This window comes from Pseudomonas sp. MF5691 (assembly GCF_016405645.1).
Taxonomy (GTDB): Bacteria; Pseudomonadota; Gammaproteobacteria; order Pseudomonadales; family Pseudomonadaceae; genus Aquipseudomonas; species Aquipseudomonas shahriarae.
Genome location: NZ_JAEKDC010000009.1, coordinates 104,766 through 129,721 on the forward strand (window position 1 = coordinate 104,766; position 24,956 = coordinate 129,721).

Sequence of the window (24,956 nt, forward strand, 5' to 3'; positions counted from 1 at the left end):
TCTGGGTGGCGCCATGAAACGCCTCCCCCTGCCGTCCCGAACAATCACACATGAGGTGTACAGCGCTGTTAACGTTTAACACGGACATGATTCTGCCCCCCACTAAGTGCCCCTCCGGCCGGTCACTGACCGGAGAAGCAACTGGTTGAATTTAAAGGTTTACAGGCTCTGAAGAGGTACTAGGGCCGACGAGAGAAGGCCGTAGCCCAACCCATTTCATCTGGACCGCAGTCTGGGCCCGGGGAGGTGAGGTCAGTCCCTGGCAGCGGCTTGTCCGGCTGTACTGCTGGGGTTGGCAGTGGCAAGGCATCAGGTTCTACACGGGCGTCGGTCTGGGGTACTACCACCCTGGGTTCCGGGCCAGACTTCACGCGACTATCGACCACTGGCGGCGCCGGTTGGGGGACCACGCCGGGTTTCACGCGACTGCTGATCATGGGCACGGGCCGCTGGGGCTCCAACTCGGGTGTCACATTCGTCGTGATCACGGGTACCAGCGACGCAGGTACCGAACCAGGCTTCGTACGAACGTCAATCGCCGAATGAGCGTCCGCCGGGCAATGGCAGTTGTTGATATTAACGTTCACCCGCACCACTGAGTCGGAGGACACTTTGGAGTCTGTATCTGGAACCCGGGGCAAGACCTTGATATCCGGCGACACTGCGGGTTGCTTGCCCGGGATTAAGGGCTTGCTCTCGGCCTGCTTGTCCGCCTCGACCAGCACTTTGGCGTCCTTGCCCGGAACAGCCGGCTGGCTTTCGGCTTGCGGCTGGCTTTCGGCTTGCGGCTTCTTCTCGGCCGGTTTGTCCGTCTCGAGCGGCACTTTGGTGTCCTTGCCCGGAACCGCCGGCTGGCTCTCGGCTTGCGGCTTCTTCTCGACCGGTTTGTCCGTCTCGAGCGGCACTTTGGTGTCCTTGCCCGGAACCGCCGGCTGGCTCTCGGCTTGCGGCTTCTTCTCGGCCGGTTTGTCCCTATCGAGCTGGTTTTTTAAGTCTTTGCCTGAAATTACCGGCTTACCCGCGTCAACCGGTGCTTTCAATTCCTTGCCTGGGAGGGCCGGGTTATCCCCAGGCTGGGATTTCACTTCAGTCGGCTTGTCCATTGTCGGCAAAACGTCAGGAGAGTGTTTTTTGCCAGACAGCACATCTCGCATCGCCTTAAAGAGAAGTTCAAACATATCAAGCAGTTTTGAAAGTGCGTCGGTACTGACGACTGTACTTTCCCGCCCATTCGCAACGGTACGGTTATAATCTGGCAAAACACTCGGCTTAGCCCCCAGCGGCTTACTTGCGTCAACACTTCCAACCTGAGCAGCTACCGGCGCGGCCCGATCAAGCTGATGATTACCGACATTAACGCTCGGAGGATTATTAACAGATAGATAAGACATTAGTCATCCCTCTTTTCAGAAAAGCACCAGGGCATTCAAATACCCATAACGAACACGATTTACTGATGACTTGAAACGGTAGCAACCGAATCAAAGTCCATGATTTCGTGGAGCAAAAAGCGTTCGGGTTCCAGAAATCCCTGAAAACATAAGGACACTAATAGAGAACTTCAGACTTTTACCTATGGACTTCTGCAGAAAATCAGCTTCCCAGCGCTTTTCCTGGGGAAAACAACGTCATACCCGTTAATAAACTGCCTCGATGAAAAAAAACGTCATGATTCCTCAATCTTTCACAGGACGGCCCGTGATATTTCCCGCGCGAAAAATACAGTGGTCACGCACAGTAAAACCAAAAAACACAATCCGCTTTACACCTTCCAAACTTGGGCAAAACTAAAAACAAGTTACACACACTCACTAGTACAAAAAACCAATCGACACTTTTCAACTAAACAACAACCGTAGCGCTACTGGTTAAATCACTTACTCCCGCCCTTAGCGCCTTAAACAAAAAAAGGGCGCCAGAGGCGCCCTTTCTTGAAGAGATGAAAAACTTAAAAATATAGACTCAGTGTTGCAGGGCCGGCTTCTGCCCCCCATTGATCGGGATGCGCTTGGCCTTTGCCTCTTCCGGCACTACTCGCAGCAGGTCAATGCTCAACAATCCATTGCTCAGGTCTGCGGCCTTGATCTCAATATGGTCCGCCAAGCGGAACGACAACTTGAAGGCGCGCTGGGCAATGCCTTGATGTAGATAGGTGACGTTCTCGGCCTTGGTGTCACGCTTGCCACCACTGACGGTCAAGACGCCTTTCTCTACCTGCAACTCCAAATCGTCTTCCTGGAAACCGGCCGCCGCGATCACGATGCGGTATTGGTCTTCAGCGTGTTTCTCGACGTTATAGGGTGGGTAGCTGCTGCCCGGCTCGTTGCGCAGCGCGGTTTCGAACAGGTCGTTGAAACGGTCGAAACCCACGGAAGAGCGGAACAGCGGTGCCAGGGAAAATGCGGTACTCATGGTCAAATCTCCTGAAATAATCAGCAAGGTTCTTTATCTCCACGACCCGAATTCGGCATCGTGTAATCCCTAGATAAGGACCGCCAAGTACATTTCAAGAGAGGCCGTAAGAAAATTTTCAGACCCCTTGGGGGTGAGGCATTCCGAGCAAACGGCTGACCTGCTGAAGGTCGGTTTCCCGGCGCAGCGCGGTAAACAGCTCTACAGCTTGCGGGTAGTTGCGCGTCAGCATCGCCAGCCACTGCTTCAGACGACCTGGTGCCTGGCGCTCAGTCAGTTGCGCTACAGACTGCGTCCAGAACTCCCGAAGCATGGGCTGCATCTCCTCCCAACTCATCTCCACCACGTCTTCACCGGCACGTGCGGCGGCGATTTGCCGGGCCAGGTCGGGACGCGCCACCAGGCCGCGACCGAGCATGATGTCCTCGACACCGCTGATCTCGCGGCAGCGTCGCCAGTCTTCGACACTCCAGATATCACCGTTGGCGAACACCGGCACCTTGACCACGTCCTGCACACGCGGGATCCACTCCCAATGGGCTGGCGGCTTGTAGCCATCGGCCTTGGTCCGCGCATGCACCACGATATGTGCCGCACCACCTTCCGCCAGAGCAGTGGCACACACCAGCGCACCGTCCGGACTGTCGAAGCCCAGGCGCATCTTGGCGGTCACCGGGATATGCGCCGGCACCGCACGACGTACGTGCTCGACGATCTGGTTGAGCAGTTCCGGTTCCTTGAGCAGCACCGCGCCGCCGCGGGACTTGTTGACCGTCTTGGCCGGGCAGCCAAAGTTCAGGTCGATCACCTCAGACCCCAACTCACAGGCCAGCGCGGCGTTTTCCGCCAGGCACACGGGATCAGAGCCCAGCAACTGCACACGCAAAGGCACGCCCGCAGCGGTTTTGGCACCGTGCAGCAGTTCAGGAGCAAGCTTGTGGAAATAGGCTGGGGTCAGCAGGCGGTCGTTGACCCGGATAAATTCGGTCACGCACCAATCAATACCGCCCACCTGGGTCAGCACGTCCCGCAGGATGTTGTCGACCAACCCCTCCATGGGCGCCAAGGCAATTTGCATGGAAAACACTCAACGAAAAACGTGGCGCAGTTTACTGGGTTTCCCACAGCAACCGTTAACCCCCTTGTCAGATGTGGATCGCCACGCCATAGCCTTCGATAAACTCCGCCGGCATGCGCTTGGGCTTGCCGCTGGAGAGTTCGATACAGACAAAGGTGGTTTGCGCACGCAACAAGGTGGCGCCATCACTGGGGCGCATCAGTTGGAAGCGCCGGGTCATCTTCAGGCGCTGGTCCCAATCGACGATCCAGGTCGCCAGTTGCAACTCATCGCCTTCGTAGCCGGCTGCCAGATAGTCGATTTCATGGCGCACCACCGCCATGGCCCGATCCAGGCGCCGGTACTCGGCAAGATCCAGGCCCAGACGCTGGGAGTGGCGCCAGGCGCAACGCTCCAACCAGGAGACGTAAACGGCATTATTGGCATGCCCCAGGCCGTCGATGTCCTCAGCGGCCACCTGCAGATCAATGATAAACGGCTTTGCCAAGTCCCAGCCCATGCCCAGCTCCCGGTCGATTAATGTCGGCGGGCAGCAGTGTAACCCATCGCTTGGCTCAAGCGGTTTGCCGCGCCGGTTCACGGCAGCCGGCCAGCAGCGCCAGCACGCCTTCGACCACTCGCGGGTCGGCCAGGACCTTCTGATGCCCGCCTTGCTCCAGGCGCAACAGGCGGCTGTCGAACCAGGCCTCGTGGATCATCTGTGAGGCCTTGACCGGGACGAAGGTGTCGTCTTCGGCATGCACGATCAGCCCTGGGATATTCATTTGATAGTGGGCCACATCCAGGTGTTTGAGCGGGATGCCCAGGGCGTACTCGACCTCCTGGATAAACGCTGCACGCGCCCGCTCCGGCATGCCGACCACCGAGGCAAAGCCGCGCAATACATCGAGCAAACGGGAAGGGGCCGCAATGCTCACCAACGCATTGGTGCGCAGGCCCAATTGGATGGCCAGCATCGCACTGGCGCCACCCATGGAGTGACCGACCACCGCGTGCAGCGGCGGTAACTCAGCGGCCGCTTCCAGCATCGCCCGGGCAAACAGCACCACGTGGGCCTCACGGCCTGGCGAGCGACCATGGGCCGGGCCGTCGAGGGCAATCACCGAATAACCGGCGCCCACCAATGCGTCGATCAAGCTGGCGAACTGGGTTGGGCGCCCTTCCCAGCCGTGCATCATCAGCACCGCCGGGCCCTGACCCCAACGCAGCGCCGACAGGCCAAAACGCAAGGTGATGCGCTCGGCCTGCGCCAGCAGCGGCAATTCCCACGCACGGGGCGGCAGATCCCGAGGCGTCATGAAGGCGCGACGCATCTGGTTGGCGATGGTTTGCGGCGCCAGCCTGCCCACGGTGCCGTTGACACGGCGAATCCAGTTCAAGGTGCTCATCCCTTCACTCCCCAGGCTCACAAGCCTTGTTCAGCGCACTGCCGACTTGGAGGCGCGCAATACACGATCCGACAATTCGCCCGGCCCCAGGGCCCGGGCCAATGCCAGGCCGCCAATCATCAAGGCCATGTCGGCCAGGGCTTTGTCGGTGTCTTCCGGGCTGGCAGCCAGTTGCGCAGCCATCAGCTCGACGTGCTGGCTCAGCACATCGCGAAACTCATCCGGCAAGCGGCTCATCTCGCCCACCGTGGCCGGGATCGGGCAGGCCTGGGCGGTAGAATCACGGTGCTTGCGCGACAGGTAGAACGCCGCCACCAGGGCGCGGCGCTCTTCGCCTGTCAGGCTGGGGTCCATATCTTCGATAGACGCCCGGCGCCGCGCCAGCAGTTGCTCGAACGCCTCCAGCATCAAGGCGTCCTTGCTTTCAAAGTGGGCGTAGAAGCCGCCAACGGTCAGGCCCGCGGCCCCCATGACCTCACCCACACTCGGTTCGGCCGGGCCACGCTGAATCAGCGCGGAGCTGGCGGCTTGCAGAATACGTTCACGGGTTTGCGCTTTTTTATCGCTCATGACGGCCTCCGAATATTACGGTTAAAATATTATCTTCATAATACTTTTTAGCAAGCGCTGAATTCGACCGCTGGTCAGAAGAGATTTTTGTAGAGGGAGGGAGAAAACCCAAACGCCAGACAAACAAAAGGGCCATTCAATAATCGAATGACCCTTATAAATCCCGCAGAGCGGGTAATCGTGGCGTCCCCTAGGGGACTCGAACCCCTGTTACCGCCGTGAAAGGGCGGTGTCCTAGGCCACTAGACGAAGGGGACACAAACCTTCTATACAACATGATCAGGCTGAGACTGATCAGTTCAAGGACGGTGTGGCCAGACCTTGAACCTGTAAATTGGTGGAGCTAAACGGGATCGAACCGTTGACCTCTTGCATGCCATGCAAGCGCTCTCCCAGCTGAGCTATAGCCCCGGATTTTTCGCCTCGCGGCGCAGCAGACCTTGCGAGCTGCTTGTTGAAACTGGCGTCCCCTAGGGGACTCGAACCCCTGTTACCGCCGTGAAAGGGCGGTGTCCTAGGCCACTAGACGAAGGGGACAAAACCTTCTGTACAACCTGATCAAGCTGGGCCTGATCAATTCAAGGACGGTGTGGCCAGACCTTGAACCTGTAAATTGGTGGAGCTAAACGGGATCGAACCGTTGACCTCTTGCATGCCATGCAAGCGCTCTCCCAGCTGAGCTATAGCCCCTCATCGGTGAGGACGGGGCGAATCTTAATGGCGCTTTGAAAGGCTGTCAAATTTATTTTCAACAATTTTCAAAGTTTTTTGCCGGGATAACAATCACTTACCGTCAAAACCCCGGAAAGCCGGGGTTTTGACCTTACCAGCGCTTAACTAGGCGATAGCACCCAGCAGCTTTTCCCATTCCTTGTTTTCTTTCTTCGACACACCGCCCAGCAAATCAAGGGCTTGGCGCAGACGGAAGCGGGTCAGGTCAGGACCGAGGATTTCCATCGCATCAAGTACCGACACCGAACTGGCCTGCCCGGTAATCGCGGCAAACATCAGCGGCATGGCATCGCGCAGTTTCAACTCCAGGGACTCGACCACCGCCTGGATGGTTGCGGTGATGGCGTCCTTCTCCCACTGGCGCAGGCTTTCAAGTTTCCACAGGATCAACTGCATCAACTGGCGAACCTGGTCGGCCGAGAGCTTCTTCGACTCGAACAGCTTGGCATCCGGGTTCACGCCCCCGGCAAAGAAGAAACTGGCCAGTGGGGCGACCTGGCTGAACGTCTCCACCCTGCCCTGCACCAGCGGGGCGATCTTCATCATGTACTCGGGGTTCAACGCCCACTGCTGCACACGGCTGGCGAACTCTTCCACCGGCAGGTCACGTAGCCATTGGCCGTTGAGCCACGACAGCTTCTCGATATCGAAGATCGGCCCGCCCAGGGAGACGCGGGACAGGTCGAAGTTATCGACCATTTCCTGCAGCGAGAACTTCTCGCGCTCGTCCGGCATCGACCAGCCCATGCGGCCCAGGTAGTTGAGCATCGCTTCAGGCATGAAGCCCATGCGCTCGTAGAAGGTCACCGAGGTCGGGTTCTTGCGTTTGGACAGCTTGCTCTTGTCCGGGTTACGCAGCAGCGGCATGTAGCACAGCTGCGGCTGTTCCCAGCCGAAGTATTCGTAAAGCAGGATCAACTTGGGCGCCGATGGCAGCCACTCTTCGCCACGCAGCACGTGGGTGATGCCCATCAGGTGGTCATCGACCACGTTGGCCAGGAAGTACGTCGGCAGGCCGTCGGTCTTCATCAGCACTTGCATGTCCATGCGGTCCCACGGGATCTCCACATCGCCGCGCAACATATCCGGCACCACGCACACGCCTTCGCTCGGCACTTTCATACGAATGACGTGAGGTTCACCGGCAGCCAGGCGCTGGGCCACTTCTTCTTTCGACAGCAGCAGTGCGCGGCCATCGTAGCGCGGGGTTTCGCCACGGGCCTGTTGCTCGGCGCGCATCTGGTCCAGTTCTTCGGCGGTGCAGAAGCACGGGAAGGCATGGCCCATGTCGACCAGTTGCTGGGTGTACTTTTTATAGATGTCGCTGCGCTCGCTCTGGCGATACGGGCCATGTGGGCCGCCGACATCCGGGCCTTCAGCCCAGGTAATGCCCAACCAGCGCAGGGCATCGAAAATCTGCTGTTCCGACTCACGGGTCGAACGCACTTGGTCCGTGTCTTCGATCCGCAGGATGAATTCACCGCCGTGCTGCTTGGCAAAGCAGTAGTTGAACAAGGCGATGTAGGCAGTACCGACGTGGGGATCCCCAGTAGGCGATGGCGCGATGCGCGTGCGGACGGTGGTCATGGCGGGTCTCGAATGGGCAATAAAGCTGAAAATAAAACAAGGGGCGAATGGTAACAGCCCCAAGCCCCCCGGCTCCAGCGTGGGCCGATCAACAAAGGGCATATAAACCAAGGTTGGGGCTGCAACCGCGAGATAGCTATTTGGCAGATCGTTAGCTGGCTATATTCCATTGCCTTTCGTAACCGACACTGCGCCGCCATCGCAGGCAAGCCAGCTCCCACATGTTGAAATGCATTGCACATGTGGGAGCTGGCTTGCCTGCGATGAGGCCCGCCCCATCAACGCAACTTCAGACCGTCAGCAACCGCTCGCGCAACTTGCCAATCTCATCGCGCATCTGCGCCGCCGCTTCAAACTCCAGGTCCCGCGCCAGTTGGTACATCTTCTCTTCCAGTTGGCGGATACGCTTGGTGATTTCGCTCGGCGAGCGCAGTTCGTTTTCGTACTTGGCGTTTTCCTCGGCAGCCTTGGCCATGCCTTTGCGCTTCTTGCTGCGCGAGCCCGGTACGGTGGCGCCTTCCATAATGTCGGCCACGTCCTTGAACACGCCCTTGGGGGTGATGCCATTGGCCAGGTTGAACGCAATCTGCTTGTCGCGGCGGCGCTCGGTCTCGCCGATGGCCCGCTCCATGGAGCCGGTGATGCGGTCGGCATACAAAATCGCCCGGCCATTGAGGTTACGTGCCGCACGGCCAATGGTCTGGATCAGCGAGCGTTCGGAGCGCAGGAAACCCTCCTTGTCCGCGTCCAGGATCGCCACCAGCGACACCTCGGGCATGTCCAGGCCTTCACGCAGCAGGTTGATGCCCACCAGCACATCGAACGTACCCAGGCGCAGGTCGCGGATGATCTCCACGCGCTCCACCGTGTCGATGTCCGAGTGCAGGTAACGCACGCGCACGCCGTGGTCGGCGAGGTAATCGGTAAGGTCTTCGGACATGCGCTTGGTCAGCGTGGTGACCAGCACCCGTTCTTCCAGAGCCACGCGCTTGGTGATCTCCGACAGCAAGTCATCGACCTGGGTCAGGGCCGGGCGGATCTCGATTTGCGGGTCGACCAGGCCGGTGGGACGCACCAGTTGCTCGATCACCCGGCCAGCATGCTCGGCCTCGTAGTTGCCCGGCGTGGCCGACACAAAGATGGTCTGCGGGCTGATGCTTTCCCATTCGTCAAAACGCATCGGCCGGTTATCCAGCGCCGAAGGCAGGCGGAAGCCGTACTCCACCAGGGTTTCCTTGCGCGAACGGTCGCCTTTATACATGGCGCCGACTTGCGGCACGCTGACGTGGGATTCGTCGATCACCAGCAAGGCGTCTGCCGGCAGGTAGTCGTAGAGGGTCGGTGGTGGCGCGCCGGATTCGCGCCCCGACAGGTAGCGCGAGTAGTTTTCGATGCCGTTGCAGTAGCCCAGCTCGAGGATCATCTCCAGGTCAAAACGCGTGCGCTGCTCCAGGCGCTGGGCTTCCACCAGCTTATTGTTGGCGCGCAGGTATTCGAGGCGCTCGGCCAGCTCGGCCTTGATCCCCTCCATGGCATCCAAAAGGGTTTCACGGGGTGTCACATAGTGGCTTTTTGGATAGAACGTGAAACGCGGCAGTTTGCGGATCACTTCGCCAGTCAATGGATCGAAGGCCGACAAACTCTCGACTTCATCGTCGAACAGCTCGATCCGGATCGCCTCCAGGTCCGACTCTGCCGGGTAGATGTCAATCACGTCGCCACGCACGCGGAAGGTCGCGCGGGCGAAGTCCATATCGTTGCGGGTGTATTGCAAATCCGCCAGGCGCCGCAGCAAGGCGCGCTGGTCGAGTTTGTCGCCGCGATCGACGTGCAGCACCATCTTCAAATAGGTTTCCGGGCTGCCCAGGCCGTAGATGCAAGAAACGGTGGTGACGATGATCGCGTCCTTGCGTTCCAGCAGCGCCTTGGTCGCCGACAGCCGCATCTGCTCGATATGGTCGTTGATCGACGCATCCTTCTCGATAAAGGTATCGGAGGACGGCACATAGGCTTCGGGCTGGTAGTAGTCGTAGTAGGAGACGAAGTACTCCACCGCGTTGTTCGGGAAGAACGCCTTGAATTCACCGTACAACTGCGCGGCGAGGGTCTTGTTCGGTGCCAGCACCAGGGTCGGGCGGTTGATCTGCGCGATCACGTTGGCAATGCTGAAGGTCTTGCCGGAGCCGGTCACCCCAAGCAAGGTCTGGTGGGACAGGCCAGCCTCGATGCCTTCGACCATCAGGCGGATGGCCTCGGGCTGGTCGCCAGCAGGTTCAAAGCGGGTGACTAGTTGGAAATCCGACATAACGTACCTCTTGAAGTCACCCCAGACTGTAAACCCGTCGGGGACGAAAAAGACCACAGCCTGCTAAATATCAGAGCGAGCCGTAGGAAAAAACCATGATAGCTGTAGAAGTGGAGGCGAATGTGACGGGTTTCAAGGCAATCGTCCTGCATGCCTGCGGCCATCAATGTTGCAATAAGACTAACGGTCGATAAATAAACCGAAAAACTTGGCCGAAAAGCCATTTCGGCTGTCGCCGCGAGCGGTGTTGGCCTCTATACTAGCTCCCCGTTTGTGCACCGCTCTAGTGCATTCGGCTGGAGCGCGACACGTCCCTCCATTCCCCCATAGAGCTGCCGCAAAAATGAGCCTGTTCTCCGCTGTCGAAATGGCACCACGCGATCCTATCCTGGGCCTCAACGAAGCATTCAACGCCGATACCCGTACTGACAAGGTCAACCTTGGCGTGGGCGTTTACTGCAACGAGGAGGGGAAGATTCCACTCCTGCGTGCCGTTGCCGAAGCGGAAGCCATTCGCGTGGCGCAACACGCCGCCCGTGGCTACTTGCCGATTGATGGCATTGCCGCCTACGACCTGGCCGTGCAAAAGCTGCTGTTCGGCACTGAGTCGCCGCTGTTGAGCGCTGGCCGGGTGATCACTGCCCAGGCCGTTGGCGGCACCGGCGCACTGAAAATCGGCGCTGACTTCCTCAAGCAACTGCTGCCCAATGCCGTAGTTGCCATCAGCGACCCAAGCTGGGAAAACCACCAGGCGCTGTTCGAAAAAGCCGGCTTCCCGGTACAGACCTATCGTTATTACGACGCGGCCACCCACGATGTGAACCGCGCCGGCCTGCTGGAAGACCTCAACGCCCTGCCCGCCCAGTCCATCGTCGTGCTGCACGCCTGCTGCCACAACCCGACCGGCGTCGACCTGAGCCCAGCCGACTGGAAAGACGTGCTGGAAGTGGTCAAGGCCAAGAACCTGGTGCCGTTCCTCGACATGGCCTACCAGGGCTTTGGCGACGGTATCGACGAAGATGCCGCCGCCGTGCGCCTGTTCGCCGAGTCGGGCCTGACCTTCTTTGTGTCCAGTTCGTTCTCCAAATCGTTCTCGCTGTACGGCGAGCGCGTGGGCGCACTGTCCATCGTCAGCGAATCGAAAGAAGAAAGCGTGCGCATCCTGTCCCAAGTCAAGCGCGTGATCCGCACCAACTACTCCAACCCGCCGACCCACGGCGCGGCGATTGTGGCGGCAGTGCTCAACAACCCAGAGCTGCGCGCCCAGTGGGAAGCAGAACTGGCCGAAATGCGTTTGCGCATCCGCGGCATGCGCGAGCAGATGGTCAGCGACCTGGCCAAGGCAGCTCCGGGCCACGACTTCAGCTTCGTCGGTCGCCAGCGCGGGATGTTCTCCTACTCCGGCCTGACCGTAGAGCAAGTCACCCGCCTGCGCAGCGAGTTCGGTATCTACGCCCTCGACACCGGCCGCATCTGCGTGGCGGCGTTGAACCAGGCGAATATCGCTGCCGTGACCAAGGCGATTGTGCAGGTGCTGTAAGCCTGATCGCGGGGTACGAAGGGGAAGCCAGTGGCTTCCCCTTTCCATTTGTGCCCCACGTGGCGAGCAAGCTTGCTCGCGTTGGGCTGCGCAGCAGCCCCAATACCTGCCACCCTGAACTTACCGGACCACCACGGTGCCTGAACAAGGGGCCGCTATGCGCCCCAACGCGAGCAAGCTCGCTCGCCACAACAAGTTCACCACTTGCGGCGCCCAACCCCTAGACTGAACACCGACTGCCCCTTTGCTGCGAGAGCCTTATGAGAAACGACGACCTGGACCTGCGTGCCGACCGCGACGAACTGGATCACTTCACCCCCCGCACGCCCCCAGCCAAGCGGCAAAAAAGCCTGGTGCTGCAAGTCGCCCTGGGCGTCTTCCTCGGCGGCCTGGCCTTGTGGCTGGTGCAACTGGGGGCCACGGCGCTGATGGCGAAACTGGCGATGGGCACCCTGCAGTTTGGTGGCTAGCTTGCCGACGCCTACAGGGGAATGCGTTCCTGTAGCAGTTGCACAAAACTGTCCAAACTCTGCGACACCGTGCCCCGACGCCAGATCAGCCAGGTGTTGAGCAGGCGGAACTCATCGGCCAACGGCCATACGCTGACCGTGGTAAACCCCGGCATGCTCTCCAACATGCTGCGCGGCATCAGCGCCAGCCCGGCGCCGGCGCTGACACAGGCGAGCATGCCGTGGTACGACTCCATCTCGAAAATCTTCCCCGGCATCGCGCCGTCCTGGGAAAACCAGCGCTCAAAGTGGTGCCGGTATGAGCAGTTGGAGCGAAAGGTATAGATGTTCTCACCGTTCACATCCTGCCCACAGCTGATCGGCGCGTGATGCAAGGGCGCAATCACCACCATCTCCTCCTCAAACACCGCCACTCCCTCCAGGGTCGGGTGCAACACCGGTCCATCGACAAACGCTGCCGCCAGTCGCCCCGATAACACGCCTTCGATCATCGTGCCCGAGGGCCCGGTGGTCAGGTCCAGTTCGACCTTGGCGTGTTTCTGGTTGTAGGCCGCAAGCAATGCCGGGATTCGCACGGCGGCGGTGCTTTCCAGCGAGCCCAGGGCGAAGGGGCCCTGGGGCTCCTCACCCGCCACGGTGGCGCGGGCCTCTTGCACCAGGTCAAGGATGCGCCGTGCATAACCGAGGAAATTCCAGCCGGCAGGCGACAGGCGCAGTCGACTTTTCTCACGGATAAACAGCTCGACACCCAGGTCCTGCTCCAATTGCTTGATACGGGTGGTCAGGTTCGATGGCACCCGATGAATCAGCTGTGCGGCGGCGCTGATGCTGCCTTGCTCGGCCACGGCCTTGAAAATCTCCAACTGCACCAGATCCAAGTCATTCTCCAATCGTGAACGTATTGCTTAATATTATTCAGTTCCCGGAAAAGATACAGCCCCGTACGCTGGGCACCTTCTCCAACACTGCGCAGGACGGTGCCATGAACGCTATCACTCACCAGACCCATGCCTTGTCGATCAACCCCGCCAATGGCGAAACCGTCGGCAGCTACCCGTACGAATCCGCCGCGCAACTGGATGCCGCCCTCACTCGCGCCAGCACCGCCTTTCACAAGGGTCGCCATACGCCAGTGGCACAGCGCGCCGAATTGCTCCTGGCCCTGGCCGGCGCCCTGCGCGAACAAGCCGAAGAAATGGCGCAAATGATCACCCTGGAAATGGGCAAGCCCATCGCCCAGGCCCGTGGCGAAATCGAGAAATGCGCCTTGCTGGCCGAGTGGTACGCCGCCCACGGCCCGGCCATGCTCGCCCCGGAACCGACCCTGGTGGACAACGGCAGCGCCCAGATCGAATATCGCCCCTTGGGCCCGATCCTCGCGGTAATGCCGTGGAATTTCCCGGTGTGGCAAGTGCTGCGCGGCGCCGTGCCGACCATGCTCAGCGGCAATACCTACGTGCTCAAGCACGCGCCCAACGTGATGGGCAGCGCCTACCTGATGCAGCAGGCCTTCCACAAAGCCGGCTTCGCCGATGGCCTGTTCGAAGTGATCAACGTCACCCCCGACGGCGTGTCCAAGGCCATCGCCGACCCACGCATCGCCGCCGTGACCCTGACCGGCAGCGTGCGCGCCGGCATCGCCATCGGCTCGCAAGCCGGCGCCGCGCTGAAAAAGTGCGTACTGGAACTGGGCGGCTCCGACCCCTTTATCGTGCTCAACGACGCCGACCTCGACGCCGCCGTGCAAGCGGCGGTGATCGGCCGCTTCCAGAACTCCGGCCAGGTCTGCGCCGCCGCCAAGCGCCTGATCATCGAGCAAGGCGTGGTCGAGGCGTTCACCGCCAGATTCCTTGAAGCCAGCCGCCAACTGGTGATGGGCGACCCGACGTCGAGCGACACCTACATTGGCCCCATGGCCCGCTTCGACCTGCGTGACGAGCTGCACGCACAAGTCCAGGCGACCCTGGCCGAAGGCGCCACCCTGCTGCTGGGCGGCCATCCTATTGAAGGCGCGGGCAACTATTACGCCCCCACCGTCCTGGCCAACGTCACCGACCAGATGACCTCGTTCAGACAGGAACTGTTCGGCCCCGTCGCCTCGATCATCAGCGCCCGCGACGCCGAGCATGCCGTGGCCCTGGCCAACGACAGCGAGTTCGGCCTCACTGCCAGCCTCTTCACCCGCGACCCAGCCAAGGCACGCCAGATCGCCAACCAGCTGGAAACCGGCGGGGTCTTTATCAACGCCTACAGCGTGTCCGATCCTCGGGTGGCGTTTGGCGGGGTGAAAAAGAGTGGGTTTGGCCGCGAACTGTCACATTTCGGCGTGCGGGAATTCTGCAATGCGCAGACGGTATGGATAGATCGGCGGTAGGCCGATAGTCAAGATTGCTCATTGCCAGCCTGCAGGTTCGGGATATGATCAGGCCGATATTTGAACCGGACTGCACTGACCTATGCCCGTTGACCTGCAAGCGCTCTACCCCAAACTGATCCATCTGATGCTGGATACGGTTTTCGTGGTCGACAGGGACAATCAGATCGCATTTGTCAGCGATGCCTGCGAGACGCTGCTCGGCTACCGTGCCGACGAGTTGACCGGCAACTTGATCACCGACTATATGCACCCTAAAGACCTGGCGGCCACCCGAGCCTCGATCATCCGGGTGATGAACGGCCAGCCCCACGTCGATTTCCGCAACCGCTATCTGCGCAAGGATGGCAGTGTCGTGCATATCCTGTGGGCGGCATTCTGGTCCGAGGATGTGGGCGCCCGGATCGGCGTGGCGCGGGACATCACCGCCCTCACCCAGGCCGAGGAGGAACTGCGCTTTCTCGCCCACCACGACCCGCTGACCGCCCTGACCAATCGCTCGCTGTTCAATGATCGGCTGGACTCCGCGTTGCGCAACGCGCGCCGCCAGAACAGCACACTGGCGCTGCTGTTCCTGGATATCAATGATTTCAAGGGCATCAATGATGTGCATGGACATGCCGCCGGCGACCGCGTGCTATGTGCCATTGCACGACGCCTGGAAGGCTGTGTGCGGGACACCGACACAGTAGCGCGGATGGGTGGGGATGAATTCACCGTGCTGTTGACCGATCTTCATTCAGAAGAGGCGGTGGCCGAGAAGGTACAGCAGATCCTTGCCATCATGGCCGAACCGCTGGGCCCTGAGTTTGGCCCGGTGACAATGCCATCGTGCAGCATCGGCGTAGCCCGTTATCCGGCTGACGGGGACAATGCCGATACGCTGCTCAGCCATGCCGATGGTGATATGTACCGGCTGAAGAAAATCCACCGCGCGGCCGCCAAGCGAGCTATTTGTTGAAGCGGCGCAGTTGTGCCGGTTCGGGCTCACTGGCAGGCCAACGCGTGTAGGCCATCAACGGTTATTGCGCAGGATCGAGAAATTCAACGCCGCCGCGACACTCAGCCACGCCAGGTACGGGAACAGGATTAACCCGGTGATCAGGTCCAGGCGCACCGCCAGCACCACCATCGCCGCCACGGTGAGCCAGAGCAGCGTGATAATCAGCATCCCCGCAAGAATCCGATGCGCGCCGAAGAACACCGGGGTCCACAGCGTATTCAAGGCAATCTGCGCCGCCCACAGGGCCAGCACTGTCTGACTGCCGGGGATCAGGCTCAGGCGGTAACCGGCCCAGGCGAGTAGCAAATAGATGATCGTCCAGGCCACCGGAAACAACCAATTGGGTGGGGTGAAGCGCGGTTTGACCAGGGATTGATACCAGGCGCCGGGCTTGAACATGATGCCGGTGCTGGCAGCGGTAGCGCAGGCGAGCAGGAAGATGAAGAACGTCATGGTCGGTCCCTATATGGATGGCGCACGCAGTTGGCACCGTAACGTCTCAAATGACCCAACCTTGCGGCCATAAATTCAATCGGCCCCGAAACGAATCCACTTGATTGACCGGTTTTCGCGTAGCCCGCACCTTTTTCACGTCATATAAAAGGTTTAGGGTGCGTTGATTCTTCCCATTCATTAGAGAATCGAGCGCTTGGCCAACGTCCCCGCTGATCACCGCAGCAGTCCCTGGTCGGTTTTCCTGATTTTCCTGCGCCTGGGTCTGACCTCCTTCGGCGGACCTGTCGCCCACCTCGGCTACTTTCGCGATGAATTCGTCACGCGGCGGCGCTGGTTGAGCGAGCGCAGCTATGCAGACCTGGTCGCACTCTGCCAATTTCTCCCCGGCCCGGCCAGCAGCCAGGTGGGCATCGCCCTGGGTTTGTCACGGGCAGGCTACAGCGGCGCACTGGCGGCCTGGGCCGGGTTTACCTTGCCGTCCGCCGTGCTCTTGATCCTGTTCGCCCTGGGCCTGACCCAGCATAGCTCGGCCATACCGAACGGCGCGCTGCATGGCCTCAAAGTCGTCGCCGTGGCGGTCGTCGCCCAAGCCGTGTGGGGCATGGCGCGCAACCTGTGCCATAGCGGGGGGCGCATGCTCCTGATGCTGATGGCCGCCGTCATTACCCTGTCGATACCGTCGGCCTGGGGCCAGGTCGCGGTGATTGCCGGCGCAGGCGTCGTCGGCCTGCTGCTGTTCAACCCCGTCCCCAACGCCACCCACGACGCACTCGCCATCCCCATCCGCCGCCGCGCGGGAGTGATGTGGTTGGCGCTGTTCTTGATCCTGCTGGTGGGCCTGCCGCTCCTCGCCCAGACGCTGCCCCACCAGAGCCTGGCGCTGCTAGACGCGTTCTACCGCAGCGGCTCGCTGGTGTTCGGCGGCGGCCACGTGGTACTGCCCCTGCTGCAAGCCGAAGTAGTGCCGCCGCAATGGGTGAGCAACGACGTGTTCCTCGCCGGCTACGGCGCGGCCCAAGCCGTGCCCGGGCCCTTGTTCACCTTCGCCGCGTTCCTCGGCGCCGCGATGAACCCGGCCCCCACCGGCTGGCTCGGCGGCGTGATCTGCCTGCTGGCTATCTTCGCGCCGTCGTTTCTCTTGATCTTCGCCGCCCTGCCCTTTTGGCAAAGCCTGCGCCAAAACACACGCGCACAGGCCGCACTGGCCGGCGTGAATGCCGCGGTGGTGGGTTTATTACTGGCGGCGCTGTACCAACCGGTGTGGACCAACGCGATATTCACCGCACAAGACTTCGGCCTGGCACTGATCGCCCTGGTGGCGCTGATGTTCTGCAAACTGCCGCCATGGCTCGTGGTTGCAGGCAGCGGCGCAGCGGGCTGGTTATTGAGTCTGATCGTGTAGACAACCCAGCCACCACGCCCTGCTCGACAGCCGGGGCGTGCAGCTACTAGCCCTTCAACTCAGCCGCACGATGGCTGGCAGCGTCGTCGTAAGCCACATACAACGACTCGGCGATTTGGCTTTTGATGGCTTTGGTGGACTCCAGGCCCAGGACAAAACCTTCGGCTTTGCCGCCTGCGCGATTCAGGTCTTCAGGCGTGCTGGCGCCGGTGATCGCCTCCAGCAACTTGACGGCATGTGGGCCTACGCCCTTGGGCAGGCTGATCTGGTCAATGCTCATTGCGGCACCTCGAATGAGGCTGGGGACGGTGTGTTGCGGGTGAACGAGGTCATGTGCGATACCTTGATGGCTGGGGCCGATAGCGCGAGGAACCACTGCCGGAGGCGCATGGTAGACCGGGATGGGCAAAAAAGGGCTGATTTCGCGACCACATCGGTGCAGCACTTGCCATCCCAGCCTCTGAGAACAAGAGGGAACGCCGCCGAACCCGGGCTCGACGGCTTGCTCGACTCTCAAGCTCCATTCAGAAGCGTTTAGGCAGGATCCGCGCCAGGGTGTTGTCCCGAACCCAGTAGTGATGGAACAAACCTGCCGCCGCATGCAAACCGATCAGCCAGTAACCGCTACTGCCAAGCAACTCGTGCCAATGCTTGAACTGCTTTGCCAGGTCCGGATCGACCGACACAAGTGACGGCAGAAAAAACCCGAAGTAAGGCATCGGTTTGCCTGCCGCCGACAACATCAGCCAGGCCAGCAGCGGGGTCGCAATCATCAGCCCATACAATGCCAGATGCATCAGGTGCGAAGCGCCGGTCTGCCACGTAGGCAAGGCAGGCGTTATCGGTGGCCGGGGGGTCAGGCGCCCAAGCAGACGCACCCAGACCAGAAGAAAAATGCTTGCCCCCAAAAGCCCGTGCAGTCCCAGGAATAGGCTTCTCATGGTGCCCCCACGGGGTAGCAGGCCTTTGATTTCGATGCTGGCATAGACACCGACAAACAGCCCCAGCATCAGCCAGTGCAATGCAATCGACAGTTTTCCATAACGTTGGGTGGAGGAGTCTCGGGTCATGCTGGGCCTCTGCTGTCATTCTGGCGAGCGAGTCATTCGCCCGACCTCGATCCGGTTTAACGCCTGATCGAACCACGCCACCCTGCCCGCCCAGCCTTAATACAATCTGAAGAAGCGCCAGCCCGTCTGTTGCGACCTTCAGACTCCGTTAAGAAATGCCCTCGATACTCTGCCCAAACCTACTGGGGAGACGTTATCCAATGGCCCATTTCGACTGGCACCTCTCTTTACCGCTTCACTTCGGGCAAGCCGAGTCCTCGCAGATGAATCTGCTCAGGGCCTTGCCCGGCGACACGCTGCGCGCGGTGTTCGAAACCTTTGTCCAGCAACGTTTTCGCCAGGCACATGGTGCTGACATTCGTCATTTCATGCCGGAACTGTTTGGCGTAAGCAGCGCGTCTGGCGAACTTTGCGCCGTCGCCGGTGTGCGTCTGGCCAAGACTGAACCCTTGTTTCTGGAGCGGTATCTGGACGCGTCGATTGAAGCGCTGATCGGCACGGCAGCCGAGCGCCCCGTCGAGCGCACCGGCATCGTCGAGGTGGGCAATCTGGCGGCCAGTGACAACGGCAGCGCACGCCTGAGCATCATTACCCTCACTTATCTGCTGGCCACGGGCGGCCTGGAATGGGTGGCCTTTACCGGCAATATCGGGCTGGTCAACAGCTTCCATCGCCTGGGATTAAAACCGCTGACGCTCTGCGCCGCCGACCCCGAGCGGCTGGGCGCTGACCGCCACAGTTGGGGCAGCTATTACGACAGCAAGCCCTGGGTGCATGTAGGCAACATCCGCGCAGGCTTTGTCCATCTACGCAATATCGGCGTGTTCAACCGCCTGGGGTTGCCCACATCGCTTGAGGAGGCCACTTATGTCGCCTGAAATGGAACGCTTCAAGGAGATCCTGCGCAGCCACGCTGAATGCACGCCACACACCACCGCCCTGTGGGGCGATCAGTTGAAGCTGGACTATGCCACCCTGTACGCCGAGCTTAACTATCGCCAACAGCGACTGCGCGATGAGGGCATCAAGGTGGTCGCGCTGGCGCTGGACAATGGCGTCGAAGCGATGCTCTGGGATCTGGCCACGCTGTTCGAAGGGTTGACGTGCCTGACGCTGCCGCCGTTTTTCACCCCGGCTCAACGCAAGCATTGCCTGGAACAAAGCCAGGCAGAGCTGGTGATTGCCGAACCGCAACTGGAGGCAGAACTGCAAACCGCCGGTTTCGAGAAAACCGGCGAGTTCTGGCGCAAAAACCTCAACGGTGCGTCCGGCTTACCCGAACACACCGCCAAACTGACGTTTACCTCGGGAACCACCGGTACCCCCAAAGGCGTGTGCCTGAGCGCCGAGAGTATTTTGAGGGTTGCCCGCGAGCTGTATCAGGCCAGCCAACCCAACGATCCACGGCACCACCTCGCGGTGCTGCCCCTGGCAATCCTGTTGGAAAATATCGGTTGTTATGCCGCCCTTTATGCCGGCGTCACCCTGAGCCTGCCAAGCCAGAGCGTGTTGGGGATTCAAGGGGCCAGCGGCGTCGACGTCCCGCAATTGCTCGGCTGCCTGGCCGCCCGCGCCCCCGAAAGCCTGATTCTGGTGCCGCAGCTTCTCCTGCTGCTGGTCAACGCTGGCGAACAAAAAGCCTTCAATCCTCAAACCCTGCGTTTTGCCGCCGTGGGCGGTGCGCGGGTGTCAGAAGAACTGCTGCACCGTGCGCACACCCTCGGCATGCGTGTCTACGAAGGCTACGGCCTGTCGGAGTGTGCGTCGGTGGTGTGCCTCAACCACCCCGAGGCCCATCGTCCCGGCAGTGTCGGCAAACCCCTGCCTCACGTAGAGGTACGTCTGGCTGAAGATGGCGAAGTGCTGATCAAGGGTTCTACCTTGCTCGGTTATTTGGGCGAGCCCGCTGGCGTCGATCAATGGTGGTCCAGCGGCGATCTGGGCGAGTTTGACGCCGACGGTTTTCTCTATCTCAAGGGGCGCAAAAAACATCAATTTGTCACCAGCTTCGGGCGCAACGTGAATCCGGAATGGGTCGAGGCCGAACTGACCCAACGCCGGCATATCGCCCAGGCCTTCGTCTACGGCGAAGCCATGCCAAGCAACCATGCGCTGCTGTGGCCCCATCGCCCCGATTGCACCGATGACGAACTGGCGGCCGCGGTGGCCCAGGCCAACGAGGCCCTGCCCCAATACGCCCAGGTCCATCACTGGACCCGGCTGCCTCAACCGTTCACGCCCGCGAATGGTCTGCTGACCGCCAATGGCAGGCCGCGCCGCGACGCCATTGTTGAGCGTTACCAGGCGCAATTGACTGTATCGACCCCTTCCGAGGTATCCGCATCATGAGTTTTTTCGACACCCTGCAAATCGCCACTCAAGCAGAACGCAACGAGCTGTTCACCCTACCGGTCATCCGCGATGCCCTTGAGGGCAAGGTCAGCCTGGAGAGCTATCGGGCGTTTCTGACCCAGGCGTACTACCACGTACGCCACACTGTGCCGTTGATGATGGCCTGTGGCGCGCGCCTGCCGACGCGCCTGGAATGGCTGCGTGAAGCAGTCTGTGAGTACATCGAAGAAGAATACGGCCATGAAAAATGGGTGCTCAACGACATCCAGGCCTGTGGCGGCGACAAAGAGGCGGTACGCGACGGTCATCCGTCCCTGCCCATCGAGTTGATGACCAGTTTCCTCTACGACCTGATCGCCCGGGATAACCCGGTAGGTCTGTTTGGCATGGTCAACGTCCTCGAAGGCACCAGCATCGCCCTTGCCACCCACGCCGCCGGGGCCATTCGCGATCGCCTTGAGCTGCCGGAAACCGCCTTCAGCTACCTCAGCTCCCACGGTTCCCTGGATATCGGGCACATGCAGACTTACCGCCGACTGATGGACAAACTGCAGGACCCGAGTGATCAGGCGGCGGTCATTCATGCCTCCAAAGTGGTCTACAAACTCTACACCGACATGTTCCGTGGCTTGCCGCGTGACGGGGAGAGCCTGCATGCGCCTGTCTGAGGCTCGCGTGGTCTTGACCGGCGCCAGCGGCGGCATTGGCGCGGCGATTGCTGACGCACTGTGCGCCAACGGCGCCCAGGTGCTGGCCGTCGCCCGCCACCGCGAGTCGTTGGCGCCGCTGCTCGAGCGCTATCCACAGCAGGTGTTCTGGATTGGCGCCGACCTGACGTTCCTGGCAGACCGTCGCAAGGTGCTGACCGCTGCGCAGGCAATGGGCGGTATCAACCTGCTGATCAACGCCGCCGGGGTCAATCACTTCGCCATGCTGGAGCAGCTCGAGGACAGCGATATCAACGCCATGCTGGCAGTCAACATCAGCGCGCCTATCTGCCTGACGAAAATCCTCCTGCCACTGCTCAAGCAGGCCAGCAGCGCGATGGTCGTCAACGTTGGCTCCACCTATGGCTCGATTGGCTACCCCGGCTACGCCAGCTACTGCGCAAGCAAATTTGCCTTGCGTGGATTTTCCGAAGCCTTGCGCCGTGAGCTGTCAGACACCCGCGTGGGTGTGTTGTATGTCGCGCCACGCGCCACCAGCACCCCCATGAACAGTCCGGCCGCGCAGGCGCTCAACGACGCCCTCAACGCGAATGTCGACGACCCTCAAACCGTGGCCTCGGCCGTGATCCGCGCCATTGCCGGTGACCATCGCGAGTTGTACCTGGGCTGGCCGGAACGGTTTTTTGTACGCCTCAACAGCCTGCTGCCCAACCTGATTGACCGAAGCTTGCGCAAGCACCTACCCCTGATCCGTCGCCTGAGCCAAAAGACTGACAACGAGGACCTCAATCCATGAAAAACACCCTCTGCTTGCTATTACTCGGCGCGTTGAGCCCGGCCGTCTGGGCCCTGGACGCCGCTGACCAGCAACGCCTCAACGACATCCAGCAGCGCTGGGCGCATATTCAATACGAATTACCCGCCGACCAGCGCGCGGCGAAGTTCGAGCAACTCGCCACCCAAGCCAGCGCGTTTACCCAGGACCGCCAATCCGTCGCCGAGGCCTGGATCTGGTCCGGTATCGTCACCAGCAGTTGGGCTGGCGCCCAGCGTGGGCTCGGCGCGTTGAGCAAGGTCAAGGAGGCGAAGATCGACCTGGAAAAAGCCCTCTCCCTGGACCCCAAAGCCTTGCAAGGCTCGGCCTACACCAGCCTCGCCGCGCTGTATGATCGGGTACCGGGCTGGCCTATTGGTTTCGGCGATTCGGACAAAGCACAACAATTGCTCGAGCAAGCATTGCAACTGAACCCAGACGGCATTGATAGTCTGTACTTCTGGGGCGATCACCTTTACCGTCAAAAACGCTACCCCCAAGCCAGACAGGCGCTACAAAAAGCCCTGCAGGCAGCCCCGAGGCCAGGCCGTGAAACCGCTGACGCCGGGCGCCGCACGGAAATCGAAGCGTTACTGCAGCAAGTGAACCAGAAACTCGACTGACAGGAGTCCGTGTGCGCTTACTACTGATCGAGGATGACATGGGCCTGGGCGAAGGTATTCACCAGGCCCTTACGCGCGAGGGCTACACCGTCGACTGGTTGCAGGACGGCAGCAGCGGCTTGCACGCACTGCTCAGCGAAACGTTTGATCTGGCCGTGCTCGACCTCGGTCTGCCACGAATGGACGGGCTCGACGTCCTGCGTCGCCTGCGTGACAGTGGCTCCAACCTGCCGGTCCTGATCCTCACGGCCCGGGACGCCACCGAGGACCGTATCGCCGGCCTGGATGCCGGAGCGGATGACTACCTGATAAAACCGTTCGCCCTCGCAGAACTCAAAGCCCGGATACGGGCCTTGTTGCGACGCAGCGCTGGCCGGGCCCAGATGCTGATTGAACACGCGGGCATCAGCCTGAACCCCGGTACCCAGCAAGTCAGCTATCTGGGCGAGCCCGTGGCCCTGACCCCCAAGGAGTATCAGTTACTCCATGAACTGCTTTCCCCTCCTGGCCGGGTCATGACCCGCGATCAACTGATGCAGATACTCTACGGCTGGAGCGAGGAGGCGGAAAGCAACACGCTGGAGGTGCATATCCATCACCTGCGCAAGAAGTTTTCCAGCCAGTTGATCCGAACCATCCGTGGTGTCGGCTATCTGGTGGACGAACGCCCATGACCTCCATTCGCCAGCGCACGCTCACCTTGATTCTTGGCCTGCTGTTCCTCGGTCTACTGATCATGACCGCCGTCAACCTGCATGACAGCAATCATGAAATTGACGAGGTCTACGACGCCCAACTGGCGCAAAACGCGCGTCTGTTGCAAGGCGTGATGCGCATGCCAATGGCCAGTAAGGAGCAAGCAGAGCTGTACCAGGCGTTCAATCAAGCGCTGGGGCTTGCCGTGCCTAAGGTCGATGGCCATCCGTATGAAAGCAAGATCGCGTTCCAGGTCTGGAACTCGGACGGCACGTTGCTGGTTCACACCGCCAGCGCACCCGCGTTTACCTCACCACCGAGCAAGGCCGGTTTCAGCGCCATCACGGACGTCAACAACCGAGCATGGCGCGCGTTTGTCTTGGAGGATGCGCAATATAATTTGAAGATTTGGGTGGGCGAGCGTGACGACGTGCGTGACGATCTGGTGAATCGGATTGTCCGCCATACGGTGTTGCCCAATCTGATTGGCTGCGTGCTGCTTGCCGCAGTGATCTGGCTGGCGATTGGCTGGGGCTTGAAACCCCTGGTCAACATGGCGCAAACCCTGCGTGCGCGGCATCCAGGCTCGCTTGAACCCTTGCACTTGAATCCATTGCCCACTGAACTGGAGCCCATGCAGGCGGCCCTTAACCGCGTGCTCGCACAAATCCAGGAGGTCATGGGACGCGAGCGGCGTTTTATCGCCGACGCCGCCCATGAGATGCGCACACCGTTGGCGGTGCTTAAAGTTCACGCAGAAAACCTGAAGGACGCCGCTAGCGAGGATGATCGACGCGCGTCCCTTGAGCACCTCATGGCAGGTGTCGACCGTACTACCCGACTGGTCAATCAACTACTGACGATGGCCCGTATTGAACCCCGCACCTCCGCCCTTGAGGCGCCAAAAACAGATCTGGTGGCGACAGTCCGGGACAGTCTGGTGCAGATGACACCCTGGCTCTTGAGCAAGGAACTTGAGCTGGTGTTCGACCCTGTCGAAGAAGTCGGCCTGGTCAAAGTCGACACCGGGATCATCCAGATTGCCTTGAACAATTTGGTGAGCAATGCGGCAAACTTTTCCCCGCCTGGAGGGCTCATCACCGTCGGGCTGGCCAAACACCACGATCACTACGAGTTGAGTGTCGAAGACCAGGGGCCGGGCATTGATGAAGCAGAACGTGATCGACTGTTTGAGCGCTTCTACAGCCGTGGCAATGACCACGGCGCAGGCCTGGGCCTGACCATCGTGCAATCCATCGCAAATCGCCTGGGTGGACAGGTCCGCTTGGAAAACGGGCCATCGGGTGGTTTACGGGCAACCTTTGAGTTTGCCCGGCTTTAGGTCGGTGCATGCCCGTAAAAGCATTTGGCCAAGCCCACTCGCCCGACTGCTGAGCTGATATCATCGAAAGATCA

Annotated in this window: 24 protein-coding genes and 4 tRNA genes; 12 read left to right on the plus strand and 16 right to left on the minus strand. The window is 60.6% G+C overall.

What is annotated here, in order from left to right:
- Positions 1 to 179 precede the first annotated feature (179 nt).
- The 12 genes from JFT44_RS15080 to uvrB form a co-directional block, all read right to left on the minus strand.
- Positions 180 to 1,391, minus strand: coding sequence for a hypothetical protein (locus JFT44_RS15080; protein ID WP_198830863.1), 1,212 nt, complete (start codon positions 1,389 to 1,391; stop codon positions 180 to 182).
- Between the two features lie 571 nt (positions 1,392 to 1,962).
- Positions 1,963 to 2,412, minus strand: coding sequence for an Hsp20 family protein (locus JFT44_RS15085; RefSeq protein WP_057438600.1), 450 nt, complete (start codon positions 2,410 to 2,412; stop codon positions 1,963 to 1,965).
- 118 nt (positions 2,413 to 2,530) lie between these two features.
- Positions 2,531 to 3,490: a tRNA-dihydrouridine synthase gene (locus tag JFT44_RS15090; RefSeq protein ID WP_057438599.1), complete on the minus strand. Its 960-nt coding sequence runs from the start codon at positions 3,488 to 3,490 to the stop codon at positions 2,531 to 2,533.
- Between the two features lie 67 nt (positions 3,491 to 3,557).
- On the minus strand, positions 3,558 to 3,989 hold the full coding sequence (locus JFT44_RS15095) for a thioesterase family protein (protein WP_057438598.1): 432 nt from the start codon (positions 3,987 to 3,989) through the stop codon (positions 3,558 to 3,560).
- A gap of 55 nt (positions 3,990 to 4,044) precedes the next feature.
- On the minus strand, positions 4,045 to 4,878 hold the full coding sequence (locus tag JFT44_RS15100) for an alpha/beta hydrolase (RefSeq protein WP_115128640.1): 834 nt from the start codon (positions 4,876 to 4,878) through the stop codon (positions 4,045 to 4,047).
- 30 nt (positions 4,879 to 4,908) lie between these two features.
- Complete coding sequence (locus tag JFT44_RS15105; RefSeq protein ID WP_057438596.1) at positions 4,909 to 5,448, minus strand: TetR/AcrR family transcriptional regulator; 540 nt, start codon at positions 5,446 to 5,448, stop codon at positions 4,909 to 4,911.
- A 181-nt stretch (positions 5,449 to 5,629) separates the two neighbouring features.
- Positions 5,630 to 5,705: transfer RNA gene (locus JFT44_RS15110), tRNA-Glu, on the minus strand.
- Positions 5,706 to 5,783: 78 nt separating this feature from the next.
- A tRNA-Ala gene (locus JFT44_RS15115) sits at positions 5,784 to 5,859 on the minus strand.
- Positions 5,860 to 5,909: 50 nt separating this feature from the next.
- Positions 5,910 to 5,985 (minus strand) — tRNA-Glu (locus tag JFT44_RS15120).
- Between the two features lie 77 nt (positions 5,986 to 6,062).
- Positions 6,063 to 6,138 (minus strand) — tRNA-Ala (locus JFT44_RS15125).
- A 147-nt stretch (positions 6,139 to 6,285) separates the two neighbouring features.
- Positions 6,286 to 7,767, minus strand: a complete 1,482-nt coding sequence (gene gltX, locus JFT44_RS15130) for a glutamate--tRNA ligase (RefSeq protein ID WP_057960187.1) — start codon at positions 7,765 to 7,767, stop codon at positions 6,286 to 6,288.
- 289 nt (positions 7,768 to 8,056) lie between these two features.
- Positions 8,057 to 10,072 carry an excinuclease ABC subunit UvrB gene (gene uvrB / locus JFT44_RS15135; RefSeq protein WP_057960188.1) on the minus strand — a complete coding sequence of 672 codons (2,016 nt, stop codon included), beginning with the start codon at positions 10,070 to 10,072 and terminating at the stop codon, positions 8,057 to 8,059.
- Positions 10,073 to 10,415: 343 nt separating this feature from the next.
- On the opposite strand from uvrB, the gene JFT44_RS15140 reads away from it, so the two are divergent.
- Both JFT44_RS15140 and JFT44_RS15145 read left to right on the plus strand, forming a co-directional pair.
- The gene (locus tag JFT44_RS15140) at positions 10,416 to 11,612 is read left to right on the plus strand and encodes an amino acid aminotransferase (RefSeq protein ID WP_120733627.1); all 1,197 of its coding nucleotides are present in this window, start codon (positions 10,416 to 10,418) and stop codon (positions 11,610 to 11,612) included.
- A gap of 260 nt (positions 11,613 to 11,872) precedes the next feature.
- Positions 11,873 to 12,082 carry a hypothetical protein gene (locus JFT44_RS15145; protein WP_057438594.1) on the plus strand — a complete coding sequence of 70 codons (210 nt, stop codon included), beginning with the start codon at positions 11,873 to 11,875 and terminating at the stop codon, positions 12,080 to 12,082.
- Between the two features lie 11 nt (positions 12,083 to 12,093).
- Here the strand turns inward: JFT44_RS15145 and JFT44_RS15150 are convergent, their stop codons facing one another.
- On the minus strand, positions 12,094 to 12,960 hold the full coding sequence (locus JFT44_RS15150) for a LysR family transcriptional regulator (RefSeq protein WP_120733629.1): 867 nt from the start codon (positions 12,958 to 12,960) through the stop codon (positions 12,094 to 12,096).
- A 104-nt stretch (positions 12,961 to 13,064) separates the two neighbouring features.
- On the opposite strand from JFT44_RS15150, the gene JFT44_RS15155 reads away from it, so the two are divergent.
- Positions 13,065 to 14,456, plus strand: a complete 1,392-nt coding sequence (locus JFT44_RS15155; protein WP_057960190.1) for an aldehyde dehydrogenase family protein — start codon at positions 13,065 to 13,067, stop codon at positions 14,454 to 14,456.
- Positions 14,457 to 14,538: 82 nt separating this feature from the next.
- Complete coding sequence (locus tag JFT44_RS28905; protein ID WP_198830864.1) at positions 14,539 to 15,417, plus strand: sensor domain-containing diguanylate cyclase; 879 nt, start codon at positions 14,539 to 14,541, stop codon at positions 15,415 to 15,417.
- Between the two features lie 54 nt (positions 15,418 to 15,471).
- On the opposite strand, the gene JFT44_RS15165 is transcribed toward JFT44_RS28905, so the two are convergent.
- Positions 15,472 to 15,912, minus strand: a complete 441-nt coding sequence (locus JFT44_RS15165; RefSeq protein ID WP_057438591.1) for a TspO/MBR family protein — start codon at positions 15,910 to 15,912, stop codon at positions 15,472 to 15,474.
- Positions 15,913 to 16,108: 196 nt separating this feature from the next.
- On the opposite strand from JFT44_RS15165, the gene chrA reads away from it, so the two are divergent.
- Complete coding sequence (gene chrA, locus JFT44_RS15170) at positions 16,109 to 17,317, plus strand: chromate efflux transporter (protein WP_120733631.1); 1,209 nt, start codon at positions 16,109 to 16,111, stop codon at positions 17,315 to 17,317.
- A 46-nt stretch (positions 17,318 to 17,363) separates the two neighbouring features.
- On the opposite strand, the gene JFT44_RS15175 is transcribed toward chrA, so the two are convergent.
- Together JFT44_RS15175 and JFT44_RS15180 are read right to left on the minus strand one after the other, a co-directional pair.
- Positions 17,364 to 17,597 carry a hypothetical protein gene (locus tag JFT44_RS15175; protein ID WP_120733633.1) on the minus strand — a complete coding sequence of 78 codons (234 nt, stop codon included), beginning with the start codon at positions 17,595 to 17,597 and terminating at the stop codon, positions 17,364 to 17,366.
- A gap of 244 nt (positions 17,598 to 17,841) precedes the next feature.
- Complete coding sequence (locus JFT44_RS15180; protein ID WP_198792590.1) at positions 17,842 to 18,387, minus strand: cytochrome b; 546 nt, start codon at positions 18,385 to 18,387, stop codon at positions 17,842 to 17,844.
- Between the two features lie 200 nt (positions 18,388 to 18,587).
- On the opposite strand from JFT44_RS15180, the gene JFT44_RS15185 reads away from it, so the two are divergent.
- The 7 genes from JFT44_RS15185 to JFT44_RS15215 are packed head-to-tail and all read left to right on the plus strand — an operon-like array spanning position 18,588 to position 24,882.
- A complete protein-coding gene (locus JFT44_RS15185; protein ID WP_198830865.1) occupies positions 18,588 to 19,265 on the plus strand; it encodes a thermostable hemolysin in 678 nt (225 codons plus the stop codon).
- The gene (locus JFT44_RS15190; protein WP_169960215.1) at positions 19,255 to 20,736 is read left to right on the plus strand and encodes an AMP-binding protein; all 1,482 of its coding nucleotides are present in this window, start codon (positions 19,255 to 19,257) and stop codon (positions 20,734 to 20,736) included. The genes JFT44_RS15185 and JFT44_RS15190 overlap by 11 nt, the downstream gene beginning before the upstream one ends.
- The gene (locus tag JFT44_RS15195) at positions 20,733 to 21,407 is read left to right on the plus strand and encodes a TenA family transcriptional regulator (protein ID WP_057438586.1); all 675 of its coding nucleotides are present in this window, start codon (positions 20,733 to 20,735) and stop codon (positions 21,405 to 21,407) included. Before JFT44_RS15190 ends, JFT44_RS15195 begins: the two co-directional genes overlap by 4 nt.
- On the plus strand, positions 21,394 to 22,203 hold the full coding sequence (locus JFT44_RS15200; protein WP_115128648.1) for an SDR family oxidoreductase: 810 nt from the start codon (positions 21,394 to 21,396) through the stop codon (positions 22,201 to 22,203). Before JFT44_RS15195 ends, JFT44_RS15200 begins: the two co-directional genes overlap by 14 nt.
- On the plus strand, positions 22,200 to 22,844 hold the full coding sequence (locus tag JFT44_RS15205) for a tetratricopeptide repeat protein (RefSeq protein WP_198830866.1): 645 nt from the start codon (positions 22,200 to 22,202) through the stop codon (positions 22,842 to 22,844). Before JFT44_RS15200 ends, JFT44_RS15205 begins: the two co-directional genes overlap by 4 nt.
- Positions 22,845 to 22,855: 11 nt before the next feature.
- Positions 22,856 to 23,518: a response regulator gene (locus tag JFT44_RS15210; RefSeq protein ID WP_120733641.1), complete on the plus strand. Its 663-nt coding sequence runs from the start codon at positions 22,856 to 22,858 to the stop codon at positions 23,516 to 23,518.
- Positions 23,515 to 24,882: an ATP-binding protein gene (locus tag JFT44_RS15215; protein ID WP_198830867.1), complete on the plus strand. Its 1,368-nt coding sequence runs from the start codon at positions 23,515 to 23,517 to the stop codon at positions 24,880 to 24,882. Before JFT44_RS15210 ends, JFT44_RS15215 begins: the two co-directional genes overlap by 4 nt.
- Positions 24,883 to 24,956 lie beyond the last annotated feature (74 nt).

Bases quoted from the DNA above. Each gene is read 5' to 3' on its own strand.
- JFT44_RS15205 (WP_198830866.1), top strand. From the start codon at position 22,200: ATGAAAAACACCCTCTGCTTGCTATTACTCGGCGCGTTGAGCCCGGCC.
- JFT44_RS15165 (WP_057438591.1), bottom strand. From the start codon at position 15,912: ATGACGTTCTTCATCTTCCTGCTCGCCTGCGCTACCGCTGCCAGCACC.
- JFT44_RS15155 (WP_057960190.1), top strand. From the start codon at position 13,065: ATGAACGCTATCACTCACCAGACCCATGCCTTGTCGATCAACCCCGCC.
- JFT44_RS15085 (WP_057438600.1), bottom strand. From the start codon at position 2,412: ATGAGTACCGCATTTTCCCTGGCACCGCTGTTCCGCTCTTCCGTGGGT.
- JFT44_RS15200 (WP_115128648.1), top strand. From the start codon at position 21,394: ATGCGCCTGTCTGAGGCTCGCGTGGTCTTGACCGGCGCCAGCGGCGGC.
- JFT44_RS15090 (WP_057438599.1), bottom strand. From the start codon at position 3,490: ATGCAAATTGCCTTGGCGCCCATGGAGGGGTTGGTCGACAACATCCTG.
- JFT44_RS15215 (WP_198830867.1), top strand. From the start codon at position 23,515: ATGACCTCCATTCGCCAGCGCACGCTCACCTTGATTCTTGGCCTGCTG.
- gltX (WP_057960187.1), bottom strand. From the start codon at position 7,767: ATGACCACCGTCCGCACGCGCATCGCGCCATCGCCTACTGGGGATCCC.
- JFT44_RS28905 (WP_198830864.1), top strand. From the start codon at position 14,539: ATGCCCGTTGACCTGCAAGCGCTCTACCCCAAACTGATCCATCTGATG.
- JFT44_RS15180 (WP_198792590.1), bottom strand. From the start codon at position 18,387: ATGACCCGAGACTCCTCCACCCAACGTTATGGAAAACTGTCGATTGCA.
- JFT44_RS15175 (WP_120733633.1), bottom strand. From the start codon at position 17,597: ATGAGCATTGACCAGATCAGCCTGCCCAAGGGCGTAGGCCCACATGCC.
- JFT44_RS15195 (WP_057438586.1), top strand. From the start codon at position 20,733: ATGAGTTTTTTCGACACCCTGCAAATCGCCACTCAAGCAGAACGCAAC.
- JFT44_RS15185 (WP_198830865.1), top strand. From the start codon at position 18,588: ATGGCCCATTTCGACTGGCACCTCTCTTTACCGCTTCACTTCGGGCAA.
- JFT44_RS15140 (WP_120733627.1), top strand. From the start codon at position 10,416: ATGAGCCTGTTCTCCGCTGTCGAAATGGCACCACGCGATCCTATCCTG.
- uvrB (WP_057960188.1), bottom strand. From the start codon at position 10,072: ATGTCGGATTTCCAACTAGTCACCCGCTTTGAACCTGCTGGCGACCAG.
- JFT44_RS15190 (WP_169960215.1), top strand. From the start codon at position 19,255: ATGTCGCCTGAAATGGAACGCTTCAAGGAGATCCTGCGCAGCCACGCT.
- JFT44_RS15095 (WP_057438598.1), bottom strand. From the start codon at position 3,989: ATGGGCTGGGACTTGGCAAAGCCGTTTATCATTGATCTGCAGGTGGCC.
- JFT44_RS15145 (WP_057438594.1), top strand. From the start codon at position 11,873: ATGAGAAACGACGACCTGGACCTGCGTGCCGACCGCGACGAACTGGAT.
- JFT44_RS15100 (WP_115128640.1), bottom strand. From the start codon at position 4,878: ATGAGCACCTTGAACTGGATTCGCCGTGTCAACGGCACCGTGGGCAGG.
- JFT44_RS15080 (WP_198830863.1), bottom strand. From the start codon at position 1,391: ATGTCTTATCTATCTGTTAATAATCCTCCGAGCGTTAATGTCGGTAAT.
- JFT44_RS15105 (WP_057438596.1), bottom strand. From the start codon at position 5,448: ATGAGCGATAAAAAAGCGCAAACCCGTGAACGTATTCTGCAAGCCGCC.